The sequence below is a fragment of the Psychrobacillus sp. BM2 genome (assembly GCF_048572895.1).
Classification (GTDB): domain Bacteria; phylum Bacillota; class Bacilli; order Bacillales_A; family Planococcaceae; genus Psychrobacillus.
The window spans coordinates 2,990,668-3,005,167 of the sequence record NZ_CP183878.1; the positions used below are offsets into that span (position 1 = coordinate 2,990,668).

The 14,500-nt window shown below is 37.3% G+C and carries 10 protein-coding genes; 3 read left to right on the forward strand and 7 right to left on the reverse strand.

Features of this window, described 5'->3' with window-relative positions; genetic code table 11:
- Positions 1-74 precede the first annotated feature (74 nt).
- From ACN6MX_RS14660 to chrA, 3 genes are all read right to left on the reverse strand, one after another.
- Positions 75-1,814: an ABC transporter ATP-binding protein gene (locus tag ACN6MX_RS14660; RefSeq protein ID WP_419959599.1), complete on the reverse strand. Its 1,740-nt coding sequence runs from the start codon at positions 1,812-1,814 to the stop codon at positions 75-77.
- A complete protein-coding gene (locus ACN6MX_RS14665) occupies positions 1,811-3,553 on the reverse strand; it encodes an ABC transporter ATP-binding protein (protein WP_419959600.1) in 1,743 nt (580 codons plus the stop codon). The genes ACN6MX_RS14660 and ACN6MX_RS14665 overlap by 4 nt, the downstream gene beginning before the upstream one ends.
- 377 nt (positions 3,554-3,930) lie before the next feature.
- Positions 3,931-5,088, reverse strand: coding sequence for a chromate efflux transporter (chrA, locus tag ACN6MX_RS14670; RefSeq protein WP_419959601.1), 1,158 nt, complete (start codon positions 5,086-5,088; stop codon positions 3,931-3,933).
- A gap of 221 nt (positions 5,089-5,309) precedes the next feature.
- Here chrA and ACN6MX_RS14675 point away from each other — a divergent pair, with 221 nt between their 5' ends.
- A complete protein-coding gene (locus tag ACN6MX_RS14675) occupies positions 5,310-6,644 on the forward strand; it encodes a hemolysin family protein (RefSeq protein WP_419959602.1) in 1,335 nt (444 codons plus the stop codon).
- A gap of 82 nt (positions 6,645-6,726) precedes the next feature.
- The gene (locus tag ACN6MX_RS14680) at positions 6,727-7,611 is read left to right on the forward strand and encodes a cation diffusion facilitator family transporter (protein ID WP_419959603.1); all 885 of its coding nucleotides are present in this window, start codon (positions 6,727-6,729) and stop codon (positions 7,609-7,611) included.
- 173 nt (positions 7,612-7,784) lie between these two features.
- Here the strand turns inward: ACN6MX_RS14680 and ACN6MX_RS14685 are convergent, their stop codons facing one another.
- The 4 genes from ACN6MX_RS14685 to ACN6MX_RS14700 all read right to left on the reverse strand — a co-directional run bounded on the left by ACN6MX_RS14685 (position 7,785) and on the right by ACN6MX_RS14700 (position 13,670).
- Positions 7,785-8,432 carry a response regulator gene (locus ACN6MX_RS14685; protein WP_419959604.1) on the reverse strand — a complete coding sequence of 216 codons (648 nt, stop codon included), beginning with the start codon at positions 8,430-8,432 and terminating at the stop codon, positions 7,785-7,787.
- Positions 8,433-8,444: 12 nt separating this feature from the next.
- On the reverse strand, positions 8,445-9,560 hold the full coding sequence (locus tag ACN6MX_RS14690; RefSeq protein WP_419959605.1) for a GAF domain-containing sensor histidine kinase: 1,116 nt from the start codon (positions 9,558-9,560) through the stop codon (positions 8,445-8,447).
- Positions 9,561-10,385: 825 nt separating this feature from the next.
- Positions 10,386-12,107, reverse strand: a complete 1,722-nt coding sequence (locus tag ACN6MX_RS14695; RefSeq protein WP_419959606.1) for a phospho-sugar mutase — start codon at positions 12,105-12,107, stop codon at positions 10,386-10,388.
- A 21-nt stretch (positions 12,108-12,128) separates the two neighbouring features.
- Positions 12,129-13,670: a GNAT family N-acetyltransferase gene (locus ACN6MX_RS14700; protein ID WP_419959607.1), complete on the reverse strand. Its 1,542-nt coding sequence runs from the start codon at positions 13,668-13,670 to the stop codon at positions 12,129-12,131.
- A gap of 404 nt (positions 13,671-14,074) precedes the next feature.
- On the opposite strand from ACN6MX_RS14700, the gene ACN6MX_RS14705 reads away from it, so the two are divergent.
- The gene (locus tag ACN6MX_RS14705; protein ID WP_419959608.1) at positions 14,075-14,500 is read left to right on the forward strand and encodes a disulfide oxidoreductase; all 426 of its coding nucleotides are present in this window, start codon (positions 14,075-14,077) and stop codon (positions 14,498-14,500) included.

Consider the following 14,500-nt stretch of genomic DNA (forward strand, 5'->3'; position numbering starts at 1 on the left):
CAATCGCTATGGCGTTCTATGGTTTACCGGGCGGGTAACCAATTTAATAAAAAAAGGGAATATCCCCGCATGTGTTATACATGCTGAGATACTCCTGCTTGTAATTTATACATTTGTTCATAACGACCTTGTAGCTGTAGTAACTCGTCGTGAGATCCACTTTCAACAATTTCTCCGCGGTCCAGTACTAAGATGCGATCAGCATTTTTAATAGTAGAAAGTCGGTGAGCAATGATAAAAGTAGTTCTTCCTTTTTTCAAAACGTCCATCGCATGTTGAATAATCTCTTCGGTTTCTGTATCAATGTTAGATGTTGCTTCATCCAAAATTAATATAGCCGGGTCGAATGCAAGGGCTCTGGCAAAAGAAACAAGCTGTCTTTGACCAGACGATAATGTGCTACCCTTTTCAATAACGGGTTCATCCAAGCCTTTTTTTAGATTTTTCAATACCCGTTCTCCACCGACAGCCTCTAAAGCTGCCTCTACTCTCTCTCGAGAAATACGCGGATCGCTTAAACTTACGTTTGACTCAATCGTCCCTGAAAACAAATAAGGATCCTGTAAAACAATGCCCATATGATCCCGAATCGTTTGTCTAGGTAATGTTGTTATATCAATACCATCTATCAAAATTTTCCCTTTTGAAGGATCATAGAAGCGGAACAACAAGTTCATAATAGAACTTTTACCCGATCCTGTATGACCAACCAGAGCAACTGTTTCTCCTTTATTCGCAACAAAGTTCAATTTCTTCAATACATAGTCATCCGCTTTATATGCAAAGGATACATCTTGAAACTCTACATTTCCTTCGTATCGATTCATACGTTCGTCTTTTACTTCTTCTCCTGTTTCATCAAGCAGTTGGAACACTCGATGTCCAGCAACCAATGATCTTTCTAACTGGGCAAATTGGTTAACAATCCCTGTAATTGGATTAAATAATCGAGTCGTATAATCTACGAATGCATAAAGCATACCAGCTGAAATGATTGTATTTGGCTCCATGGACAAGCTTCCAAAATACCAGATGAACATAATAAACATAATCGTACGGAGCACACTTACCAGGTTAAATGAAGTTGCTGAGTCTAAAGTAAGTAACTTATTCTGATAACGATAATGTTCCTCATTCATCTCTTCAAATTCGCGTTCCATTTGCTTCTCGCGTTTAAATGCTTGAATAATGGACATCCCTTGAATCGATTCATTTAACATTGCATTTAAATCTGCAATTTTTGTGCGAACTACATGATTATATTTAGATGCATATTTCCGATACGCAATCATCCAAACATACACAATTGGAACAACAAACAGTGCCATTGCAGCCATTTTTACATTTAAGATGAACAAAGCAACGTAAACCCCTGCAATAGAAATGATACTAGTTGCAAATTGAGATAATACTTGCACATACAAATTACGAATTGCCTCTGTATCGTTCGTAACACGTGCTACAACTTTTCCAGCCGGCAAGTTATCAAAATACTGTATCGGCAATGTTTGAATATGCCCGAAAACATCATTTCTAAGCTTTTGCACAACTCGGTTTGCACCAATTTGTAAATAAATAAACATAAAGTATCTAAAAATCGCTGTTACAATCGCTAAACCAAAGTAGACTGCCAATAACATTAATATAGGCTGAAGATTAATAGCTCCTTCGGTAATATGGTCGTCGATTATTTTCTTTGCAATGAATGGACCAGTTAAATCTGCGAACACTGCAATAGTTAAAAAGATTAGACCGAGAATAATTGGTTTTTTATAAAATAACGCATAATGGTAGAGTCGTTTTCCTGTACTCATGACGACACCCCCTCAAGCTGTTGACGATCATATTGCTCTTTGTACCAACCATTTTGCGTCAGAAGTTCCGCGTGGGATCCTTCTTCCACAATAAGACCTTCATCTAAAACGATAATATGGTCAGCATGTTGGATTCCCGACAATCGATGCGTCGTAATAATTGTTGTCTTTCCACTACGTTCATTTTGTATATTTTCGATAATTTTAGCTTCTGTCTTTGCATCTACTGCAGAAAGTGAATCATCTAACAGTAAAATTTCTGGATTTTTAATAAGTGCACGTGCAATGGATACACGTTGTTTTTGTCCACCAGATAATGATACTCCTTTTTCACCGACTAACGTTTCTAAGCCCATCGGTAAATTCATTAGATCCTGTTGAAAATGTGCTAGTCGAATTGCTTCTTCTAACTCTTCTTCTGTCGCATCCTCTTTACCAAAAAGAATGTTTTGACGTATCGTTCTAGAAAACAATACATGGTCCTGTGGAACATATCCAATCCATTCTAGAACCTGATCTTTTGTTTGCGCTGAAATAGCAGTTTCTCCTATTGTTAGCTGTCCTGCTCCAATCGGATATTCTTTTAATAACTGCTTCATAAAGGTAGTTTTTCCAGAACCAGTTTTTCCTACAATCCCGAGTGTTTGACCTTTCTGTAGGTTCACTCGAATGTCTTGGAGATTTTTCACCTGAGACAATGGATATTGGAATCCGACATCCTTAAAACCAATTGAATCCACACTATTTAACTGAACTGGTGAAGTAGGATCTTTTACGTCTTGATCGTAGTTTAATGTTTCTTGTACTCGATCAAGCGAGGCATTTCCACGTTGCATTACATTGATTAATTCTCCAATTGCGAACATCGGCCATATTGCCATTCCTAAGTAAACGTTGAAGGTGATTAAATTACCAACTGTCATTTCACCTTTTGATACTAGATAGGCACCATAACCTAGGGCAACTACGTAACTGATACCAGTTCCCACCTTTGTAATTGGGCCAAAAAGTGCATCAATTCGTTCTACAACCATATTTTTCTGATAGACTTCTTCACTCATATCAGCAAAGTTTTGCTCATCAGCTCTTTCTTGGACATAAGCACGAATAACGCGAACCCCAGCAACTGATTCTAATACACGGTCATTTAAATCACCAAATGCATCCTGTGCAACCATGTACTTTTCATGAATTATCTTTCCAAGATATTGCATTATAAATGCTAAAATAGGTATTGGTAAAATTGCAAAAATAGTAAGTTTCCATGAAATGAGAAAGCCCATTGCTAGAATAAGTGCAGCCATATACATGGTCGAATCGATTAATGTCATAATACCAAATCCTGCAGTAGTTGCTACTGCATTCAAATCATTTGTGGCACGGGCCATTAAATCACCCGTCCGATTTTTTTCATAAAATGTAGGAGTCATATTCAAAAATTTTAAATTTAACTTTGAACGCAATATACGCTCGATTGTGATCGAACCACCAAATAATTGATATTGCCAAACAAAGTTTAGTCCATAACCTATAATAATTATTCCAACAAAATAGAGTACATATTGCATTAAGGACTCTTTTGTCATTTCTCCCATAGTAATTGCATCGATTGCCTCACCAACTAACCAAGGTGGTAAAACCTCAAATGCACTAGCAATTATTAACAAACTAACCGCTACTGTATAACGCTTCCAATGGTCTTTAAAAAACCATTTCAATTTAAATAAAACAGAAAACATTGTATAATCCCTCTTTTCTTCTTTCTACACATTACTTATTAGCTAGCCACCTTCAAGAGATTCCTTTAATAAAATTTGTTTCGTCCGTTGAATATTCATATCCAACACTCCTTTTCCTTTTTTCACCAAAAATTGGAAGTAAAAAGACATAAAAAAGCGCATTACCCATATAGAGGTAATGCGCTTTAATAATAGACAATATAATACGTAAATGTCTGTTATTAAATCATTTCCGGTCTAATGGTAGGTATGAACAACTTTTTAAGTTAACAATGCTATCTTTTAATCGAATCATTTTGTCATACCTCCATTTCCATTTTTTTGTGTATATTAACAGTAGCATACTGAAAATTTAATTGTCAATACTTTTTGAATTTTTATAATGAATGGACTATTGCACCTAACACAACACTTATGAATACTACTTTGTATGGCGCTAATTTATACACAACTAAAAGCGTAAAAGTTATTAATACGATTACAAAATCAATCGGGCTATTCACAGCACTCGTGAATACTGGATCATAAAGTGCTGCAAGAAGAATTCCAACAACAGCTGCATTAACTCCCTTTAAAGCTGCTTGAATTCCCTTTTTGGAACGAATAATAGACCAAAATGGCAATGTTCCAAGGACTAACAAAAATGATGGTAAAAACATCGCAAAAACCGCTATCAATGCTCCGCCAGTTCCTGCAGTTATTTGTCCTAAAAAACCAGCAATTGTGAATAACGGTCCCGGAACTGCCTGTGCTGCTCCGTACCCAGTAAGGAACATATCTGCAGATACATCTACTTCCCTTTGTAGCATTGGTAATACAACATGCCCACCACCAAATACAATCGATCCAACTCGATAATAAGTGTCAAAAATGGCATAATAGATAAATTGTACAAATGGTTTTAGTATCGGCAGCAAAATGAGCAACAGAAAAAATAATATCCAACTAATTATTCCAGTCTTTTTTCCGAAGCTTAGCTTCATCTCGGGAGCAGAGTCCATTGATTCATTTTTAAAATAAATATAACCAAAAATACCTGCAACAAGAATAATCGCTATTTGTCCAACTGCAGTAGGAATAAGTAACGTCAGTATTGCACATCCTATTGCAATACTAATCCTTATACGATCTGGTGCTAATGACTTTTGCATCCCCATTAAAGCATGTGCAACAACCGCCACCGCCACAATTTTCAGCCCTTGGATCCAACCACTATCAAAAGAACCTGAACTTGAAATGAATGCAGCGAATAACATTAAAAGGATTACTGATGGCATCGTAAAACCTAACCATGAAATAATACCTCCCAATAATCCCCCTCTTAATAACCCTATAGAGATTCCTACTTGAGAGGAAGCAGGTCCAGGTAAGAACTGACATAACGCAACAATATCTGCGTACAATTTGTCATCTAGCCATTTTCTTTTGTCGACATACTCATATCGAAAGTAACCTATATGAGCAGCTGGTCCTCCAAATGATGTTAAACCAAGCTTAGTAGATGCCATAAGTATTTCTAAATATTTGTTTTTCATCTAAACCTCCCAAACTATATTAATCTCTATTATCTAATACTCTAAAGTGTACGGATATTAAGCTTTTGTAAATATTAATACTAGAATATCTCTATTTAAAGTAGAAAGATTTGTAATTTCTTTTTTTATATTTTATTATTAAACGTATAAACTATTTTTTAGAAAACAGGAGGTGTACACTTTGTCTTACCCCTCATTTGGGTTAGGGACAAAGTAATTATTTGGACATAGCCATACGATTGACAGCGTTTGCTGTCTTAATCGCATTCACTGCATTTTTCGTTGCGAGTGAATTTGCAATAGTAAAGGTAAGATCTACAAGGATTGATCAGCTTGTTGCTGAAGGAAACACAAGGGCGATAAATGCAAAAAAACTAGTTTCCAACCTAGATGAATATTTATCTGCCTGTCAGCTCGGAATCACTATAACAGCTTTAGGGCTAGGGTGGCTTGGAGAACCGACAATAGAAGCGATATTACATCCTGCATTTAATTATTTCGACCTACCAGAAAGTGTTTCTTCTGTACTTTCATTTATCATTGCATTCTCTCTTGTAACGTATATTCATGTAGTTGTAGGGGAATTAACACCGAAAACATTTGCTATCCAAAGAGCAGAACAAATTACTTTAGCGGTAGCAAAACCGCTTATCATTTTTGATAAACTTATGTATCCCGTTATTCACGGTATGAATGGTTCCGCTCGTTTCTTAGCTACTAAGGTATTTGGTTTAGATGCTGTTTCAGAGTCGGAGGTAGCCCATTCCGAAGAAGAGCTTCGTATGATTCTATCTGACAGTTTTAAAGGCGGAGAGATCAATCAAGCCGAATATAAATACGTTAATAAAATTTTCGAATTCGATGATCGTATTGCAAAAGAAATTATGGTTCCACGTACGGAAATCACTTCTATCGATAAAGATTTTACGTTAGATGAAGTATTTCAACTGATTGGCGTGGAACAATATACAAGATATCCAGTAACTGATGGAGATAAAGATCATATTATTGGACTCGTTAATATGAAAAATCTATTAACCGCATATATAAAAGATCCTACAAATGCAACTACACCTGTAAGTGATTATATGCAACCAATTATCCGTGTTATTGAGAACATGCCAATCGCTGACTTATTACTTAAGATTCAACGTGAACGAATCCATATGGCAATCTTAATGGATGAATACGGTGGAACTTCAGGTCTTGTGACTATTGAAGATATTATCGAGGAGATCGTAGGCGATATCCGTGACGAGTTCGATACCGATGAACTTCCAGAAGTTCAAAAGGTAGAAGAAAATCATTATATTGTTGATGCGAAAATGCTAATCGAAAATGTTAATGACCTACTAAGTATAGATATCGACGAAGAGGATATAGATACTATAGGTGGTTGGTTCATGACTAAAAGCTATGAAACCGTAAAAGGTGAAAAAATTCAAGAACAGGGCTATGATTTCATGATTAAAGAGATTGATGGGCACCATATTCAATACTTAGAAATTATTAAATCTGCTCCTCCAGTTGAAGAGTTAGAACCAATAGTTGAATAATAAAATCATTGTAGATTACAAAAACGACTCTCAATTGAGGGTCGTTTTCCTATGTCTATAATTGTTGAAATGAGGAAACATTGTGGAGCTATACACAAACTTACGTGAAGGGGAAAAAGGTGCTTGGATAAGTATTTGCATTTATCTACTATTAAGTACACTTAAGCTAACGATTGGTATTATAGGTTCCTCAGAGGCTTTAAAAGCAGATGGTCTAAATAATTTCACAGACATCATTGCCTCTGTCGCTATATTGATCGGACTGCGAATTTCTCAGAAACCACCAGATAAGCATCATCAATATGGACATTTGCGTGCAGAAACCATTGCTTCTCTTGTCGCCGCATTTATTATGGCATTTATTGGAATACAAGTACTTATACAAGCTATACAACATCTTGCTAATCCCATCAAGGAAACCCCTTCACTTTTAACCGCAGTGGTTGGACTAGTTAGTGCTATTATTATGTACATTGTCTATAGATATAATTTACAGCTTGGAAACCGTATTAACAGTGCTGCCTTAAAAGCTGCTGCTTATGATAATCGCTCCGATGCATTAGTCAGTATCGGCGCAACTATCGGTATAGTTGGATCTATTTTAGGTTTTCCAATTTTAGATGGAATAACTGCCCTGTTAGTCGGGATAATCATTATTTATACCGCCTATACTATTTTTCATGATGCAGCTTATACATTATCTGATGGCTTTAATGTGGAGGAAGCGGAATCACTCTCTACAATAGTAAGACTTGTCGAGGGTGTCGATGAGTTAAAGGATTTTAAAGCGAGAATGCACGGGAATCTGATGTTTGTCGATATTACCGTAACAGTAGATCCAATGCTAAACGTTGTGAATAGCCATCGGATTACGGAGGAAATAGAACAGCGTATAATGAAGAGCAAGCCGTTTTCCGTTATCCTAGTCCATATTGAACCGAATATGGGTATGCTTGATGAGGAGTAAGAAGCTTTTTTCGTGATTGATTGATTTTTGAAGGTGATTGATCGATTATGAGGACTAGTTGGTTTTACGCAACATTCCTCAGCTTACTCGCAACTTCCCCAAACTTTTACGCAACGAGTCGAATAAACAAAAAGCACGGCGGATCGCATTGTCACTGCGATTCTCCGTGCTTTTTATCGTCCGCTTGGTTCTGTTAAGCCGTGTTTTACCGCATAAAGAGCGGCTTGTGTACGGTCTTGAACATGCAGCTTGGCAAATATATTGGAAATATGGGTTTTTACTGTTTTTTCCGTAACAAACAATGAGGATGCTATTTCTCTATTACTTTTCCCTTTTGTTAACTCAGATAATACGTCCTGCTCCCTCGGAGTTAACGGATGTTCTTCATGTGGACTAAGTTCCACTGGTTCCCACTCTTTTTCTAACTGAGTTGTCGCCTCAGGATGTAACGTATTTTCTCCACGCATAAGCTTTCGAATTGCATCTGCCAAGTCATCCGGCTCTATATCCTTAAGCTGATAACCCGCTGCGCCAGCTTTTAAGGCTGGTATAACATGGTCTCTATCTGAAAAACTAGTGAGCATTAATATTTGAATTTCGGGATTTGTAGCCTTAATACGTTTTGTTGCTTCAATCCCGTCCATTACTGGCATGATCAAATCCATCAATATGACATCTGGCTTCAAATCCACTGTTAGCTGGACAGCTTCTTTTCCGTTTGTTGCCTCACCTACAATATTCATATCCTTTTGCGTTTTTAGAAAAAACATTAACCCTCTTCTTACTACATGATGATCATCTGCAATTAGTACACGTATCATAATTACTCCCTCCTAATAAGGTAATCGCACTAATATTTCTGTTCCTTTTTCCCACTCCGTTACCCAATCTACTGTTCCGCCAACAAATTTTGCTCTATCCTTCATACTTTGTAAACCAATTGAGCGTAGCTTTTTAGGTTCTTTCATATGAAATCCACAACCCTCATCTTTCACAACTAACAATACATCTGTAGAAGTAACCGTTAAATATAGTTCTGCTTGAAGTACTCCAGAATGCTTTCGAACATTATTCAGTGCTTCCTGGGCAACTCGAAATAATGTTTCTTCTATAATTGCAGGCAGGTTAATAACACCCTTTACCTTCACCGTCAATGAAAGCCCTAAAATATCTCCGTATCCTTTAAGACCCTCGATTATTCCTGACTCCAATCCTTTAGGGCGTAGCTGCCAAATGAGAGCACGCATTTCTGTTAGTGCTTCCTGCGTTAAATATTGTATTTCTTTAAATGTATTTTTAATCTCCTGCTGCTCTGCCATTTCTACGCCTCCGCGAGCAGTTAGGGTTACCGAGAACAATAGCTGGTTAACCGAGTCATGTAAATCTCGTGCAAGTCGGTTACGTTCCTGCACAAGGGCCACCTGCTGCTCCTGCTTTGTGAGGAAAATCCGCTTAATAGCTGATCCGATTTGAAAGGCTACAGACTCCAGTAAAGCAAGCTCTCCTTCTGAAAATCGTATTGTGTTAGGAGTCGCAACATTTAATAGGCCAAAGCTTTCTTGCCCTGATTGTAACGGTACCGTCGCATGATGCGTAATGCCACCACTATCCTTGTTGCTCATCTTTCTTGCATTGACGATTCTTTTACACTCAATAATATTTGAGGCTTTTTTTAGTTCCCCATTTTGAAACCTTGACACACACCAACAACCGCCTTTTTGCAAATGTCTACAGTCATTTTGCTGAAGTGCATTTGGCAAGTTTTCGTGGGCAATTAGCTGTTGCCTTCCTTTTTCATCTATAAAAAATATCCAACCCGTTTCAAATATCGTACCCTCTAATAGTTTATGTAAGGCACCTTGTAGCATTTTTTCCATTTCTGTTTCTTCATTTAATAATTCAGCTATTTCTTTTAGTAATTCAATGTTCGAGAGTTCATTTGATAGCATGTAAACTCCTCCAAGTATGTAATTCATCTAATTCCATATTATCACTTATCCATTATTCGCTGTAGGGTCTAGGTATCATACTTTTGACTGAAAAAGAAAAACCGGGTAAAAAGACGTCCGGTCCATTAAAGCCAAAACCTGTTTCTATCGTTTTCGAAGTGCTTTAGACAGACTTGCTATATTATTACCGGTTAAATTTTTTAAAGAGGCTGGTCGTGACTAATGTCACAACCAATACGCTCTTTTTTCGGTAATCTTATGGCTGTTGTTTGTCCGTCTCCCTTCAATAACTTTTAGAAACAGGTTAGTGCATGTTTGGATAACTAAAGAAAAGATACTATCCTATTCAATGAGTAAGCTCTCGAAGATACAATTTCGTTCGCTGTTCCACTTCTTTATTTAGTAACACTTACTATTTATCTTTAATTCCACTAGTACAAAAAAAATTACTTCCTACATCTATCATTGAATAATAGCATTTCTCATTCAACTGCGATTAAAAATGGTTTTATTCCTACATCTTACTTGGGCTAATCTTATTATCTAAATGATATGCTTTGTTAAATCACTTAGTAGCGTACTACCCGCTAAATTGATTGTAGTGAAAGGTGGCGACTCCGGCGGGAATAGCACGAGCTGAAAGCCCCGCAGGAACGTAGTGACGAGGAGATTGAAGCCGTGTCCGCGGAACGCGTCCACCTGTAACGGAAATCAACGGTATTTTCCATTCTTTAAAGCAACTTTAAACCAATGTTCACAGGATATTTTATATACTTATTTTTGAAAAAAAAAAGGAAAAGCAAGTTTACTTTTCCTTTTTCTCTATTATTCTTCTAAATAGTGATTCATCTTTAACGAAAAATCATCTTGAATAGCCTTTAGTTTTTCTTTGCTTTCTGTTTCTGACCCACTAAGTACGCCGAAATAATATTTAACCTTAGGCTCTGTTCCACTTGGTCTCACACAAACCCAGGAGCCGTCCGCTAGGAAGTACTTTACAACATTAGATTTTGGCAGGAAAATTTCCTCAGCTTCTCGACCATCCGTGAATGTTCGAACTGAGTGCAAGTAATCCTCCTGAGAAAGAACATTTATGCCCGCAATTTCTGTAATTCTATTTGCACGAAGCTGCTCAAGTAAGTTTTGAATTGCATTCGCACCACTTACACCTTTTTTCGTAACAGACTGAAGTCCTTCTAAATAGAAGCCATGTCTTTCATATAACTGAGATAATACATCGAGTAATGTCAGACCTTGTTTTTTATAATAAGCAGCAGCTTCCACAATAGCTAGCACGCTTTGTATCGCATCTTTATCGCGTGCAAAGTCTTTTATCAAATAACCATAGCTTTCCTCATAGCCAAATAAAAACTCAAACTCATTGGTCTCTTCGTATTGCTTAATCTTTTCACCGATAAATTTGAAGCCTGTTAATACGTCTTCTGTGCTTACACCGTAATATTCGGCGATTACTCGTCCTAAATCAGAGGTAACTATCGTTTTAAAAACACGCCCATTTGCCGGTATATTCCCTTTCGCTTTACGCTGTGACAATAAGTATTCGATTAGTATAGCCCCGGTTTGATTGCCAGTTAAAAGTTCGTATTTAGTAGCGGTTTTAACAGCAATACCTACACGGTCCCCATCTGGATCGACAGCTATTAATATATCTCCATCATTTTTTTCTCCATATTGAATAGCGTATTCAAAAGCACTTTGTTCTTCTGGATTTGGAGATACTACTGTCGGGAAATTTCCGTCTGGCTCCATTTGCTCCTCAACATAGTCAATAAGCGTATAGCCAACTTCACTTAATATTCTTTTAACAGTTTTTCCAGATGCTCCGTGTAAAGGTGTGAATACCACCTTCAAATCAGTGAAAGATGCTAATCCATCGTTTTCTTGCACTGTTTTTAAGGCATCCATATATGCTTGATCCATTTGCTCATCTAATTGAACCACTAATTGTTTATCTGGATTTCGTTGATCGATATGGAGTGCATCTCCCGCATCATTCACATGTTGAATAACAACCTCAGCATCCTCTAGGTTTAACTGAGCTCCATCCTCTCCATAAACCTTGTATCCGTTATATTCAGGTGGATTATGACTTGCAGTAATGACTATTCCCATAAATGCATGCAAATATCTTACGGAAAATGAAAGCTGAGGGGTAGTTCTCGGCTCCATATATAGATAAGCTTTTATACCATTAGAGGCTAGGGTACTCGCTGCTTCACGCGCAAACTCCGGAGAATATCTGCGACTATCATAAGCAATAACGACTCCACGCTCCATTGCTTCTGCTCCAGCCCCTTTAATGTAAGAGGCAAGTCCAGTGGTCGCTTTACGAACCGTATACGTATTTATACGATTCGTGCCAGCACCGATCTCTCCTCGCATCCCACCAGTTCCAAATTCTAAATCACGGTAAAAAGCATCTTCTATTTTTTTTTCATCCTTTGCTAGAAGTTGAAGATCCTCTTTCCAATTGGACTCAAGCTCTGAGAAGTTATTCCATTGGTCAAAAAGTTGTCTATATCGCATAGGCTTGTTAACCCCTCTCCATCATTTTTTATAATCAACACTGTATATATCATGACGTCTATCTTTTAATTGTTTAACCGTCCCATCTTGACGCTGGCGGCGTAGGATTTCTAAATCTACATCCCCTATTAATACCATTTCTACATTCGGCTCTGTTTCCCCTACAATTCCATCACGCGCAAACTCAAAGTCAGAAGGAGCGAAAATTGCGGACTGAGCATATTGAATATCCATATTCTCTGTTTGCGGTAAGTTTCCAACTGTCCCTGAAATAACTGTATAGATTTGGTTTTCAATTGCACGTGCTTGTGCACAATAACGAACTCGTAAGTAGCCTTGACGATCCTCGGTACAAAATGGAGAGAAAATAATATTAGCACCCATATCTGTTGCAATACGGGCAAGCTCTGGAAACTCAATATCATAGCAAATTTGAATCGCAATTTTACCGCAATCTGTATCAAAAACTTGAACGGAGTCTCCCGCACTAATCCCCCACCACTTACGTTCATTCGGTGTAATATGGATTTTATATTGTTTATCAATTGCACCATCTCGGTGGAATAAATAAGCGATATTATATATTTCCTCATTTTCTTCTTCTACAAAGTGAGAGCCAGCAATGATATTAATATTATAACGGATCGATAAATCTGCAAATAACTCCATATATTGTGGAGTATACTCCGTCAATTTACGGACCGCTTGGCTTGGGGATGGTTCATTCAAGAATGACATTAGCTGTGTTGTAAATATTTCCGGAAACACTACAAAATCAGATTGCGCATCGGAAGCTACATCAACAAAATACTCACATTGGTTAGCAAACTCTTCAAAAGAATTAATTTTACGCATCATATATTGCACTGCACATATTCTTACAGGATAGCTCGTTTTGAAATGACGTTTAGATAGTGGGATATAATCAATATTATTCCACTCCATCAATGTGGCATATTTCGCAGATGCTTTATCATCCGGTAGATAGTTAGGATTAATACGCATTAATGTAAAGCCATTCATTAATTGGAATGTTAAAACTGGATCATATATTTTATGGCGAGAAACTGACGTCACGTATTCCCGTGGAGACATTTCGTCTGTAAATTTATGATAGTTTGGAATACGACCTCCAATAATAATTGATTTTAAATTGAATTGTCTTGCTATATCTTTTCTTCCTTCATATAAACGTTGTCCAACCTTCATTCTTCTAAATTCAGGATGCACCATAACCTCAATACCGTACAAATTATATCCATCTGGATTATGGTTAGTGATATATCCTTCATCCGTCACATCCGACCAAGAATGGCGGTCATCATACTCATCAAAATTGATAATAAGACTTGAACAGGAACCAATTACTTTTCCATCCAACTCAGCAACTAGCTGGCCTTCTGGGAAAATAGTTAAATGGCTGCGTAAATGAGCTACTTTCCATGGGTCCATCCCCGGAAAACATAAGCGCTGAATTTCTAAAATTGGCTCTATATCAGAAAAAGACATTTGTCTTATAATCATACTTTGTTCAAATGGAGATAAATCAAACTCTTCAGTCATTTTCTCAACTCCTCTTTTAGTAAGTAACTTTCATTATATATCTCTTTTCTCTTTAGATAAAGTGAACACTCAATTAGCGGGGTTTTTATCCCTCGCTGATTGAAAATAGAACTCAGGCAACTAACGCCGCGTCGTGCGGCAAAGCCTGAGTGACCAGCATCCTGTTGGCCCGGAGGCTCGCAGGAAATGCAAGTCACCTAGATGAAGCCACAAGACATGGCGCTTTTCGTCTAGGTTTTACGTCGGGCGTTTCGGACAGTCGATTTCCCGCTTACGTTTTTTTACTTAGGTCAAGTCTTAAAGTGGGAGACATACTGTCCGTTAATGCGGGATAAAATATTTTACATGTAATTAAAGAAGCATTATACTTTAATTTGAGTTCAAAGTAATTTAAAGGAGTTCCTATGACAAAAAAAATAGAAAATCTACTATTATTTATGTGGACCGTTGCTTTAACTGCAACGTTAGGTTCCCTCTATTTTTCAGAGATAAGAGGATACGAACCCTGTGATCTTTGTTGGTACCAACGTATACTTATGTATCCACTTGTACTAATATTGGGAATTGCATACGTTCAAAAAAATCCGAAAATCGCAGTAACCTCACTTGTATTCTCTGTGATTGGTGGATGTATTTCTGCCTATCATTATAGCATTCAAAAGCTGACTTTTATGCAAGAATCGGCACCGGCTTGCGGAAGAGTTGCTTGTACAGGAGAATATATTAATTATGCAGGATTTATCACAATCCCATTTTTAGCTCTTATTGCATTTATTTTAATCGGAATTACAAGTGTTATAGTATGGAGAGATATCAAGGAGGAAAAATAA

What these genes read in the sequence shown, in the direction of transcription:
- ACN6MX_RS14660 (WP_419959599.1), bottom strand. Translation starts at nt 1,814, where the DNA reads ATGAGTACAGGAAAACGACTCTACCATTATGCGTTATTTTATAAAAAA.
- ACN6MX_RS14665 (WP_419959600.1), bottom strand. Translation starts at nt 3,553, where the DNA reads ATGTTTTCTGTTTTATTTAAATTGAAATGGTTTTTTAAAGACCATTGG.
- chrA (WP_419959601.1), bottom strand. Translation starts at nt 5,088, where the DNA reads ATGAAAAACAAATATTTAGAAATACTTATGGCATCTACTAAGCTTGGT.
- ACN6MX_RS14685 (WP_419959604.1), bottom strand. Translation starts at nt 8,432, where the DNA reads ATGATACGTGTACTAATTGCAGATGATCATCATGTAGTAAGAAGAGGG.
- ACN6MX_RS14690 (WP_419959605.1), bottom strand. Translation starts at nt 9,560, where the DNA reads ATGCTATCAAATGAACTCTCGAACATTGAATTACTAAAAGAAATAGCT.
- ACN6MX_RS14695 (WP_419959606.1), bottom strand. Translation starts at nt 12,107, where the DNA reads ATGCGATATAGACAACTTTTTGACCAATGGAATAACTTCTCAGAGCTT.
- ACN6MX_RS14700 (WP_419959607.1), bottom strand. Translation starts at nt 13,670, where the DNA reads ATGACTGAAGAGTTTGATTTATCTCCATTTGAACAAAGTATGATTATA.
- ACN6MX_RS14705 (WP_419959608.1), top strand. Translation starts at nt 14,075, where the DNA reads ATGACAAAAAAAATAGAAAATCTACTATTATTTATGTGGACCGTTGCT.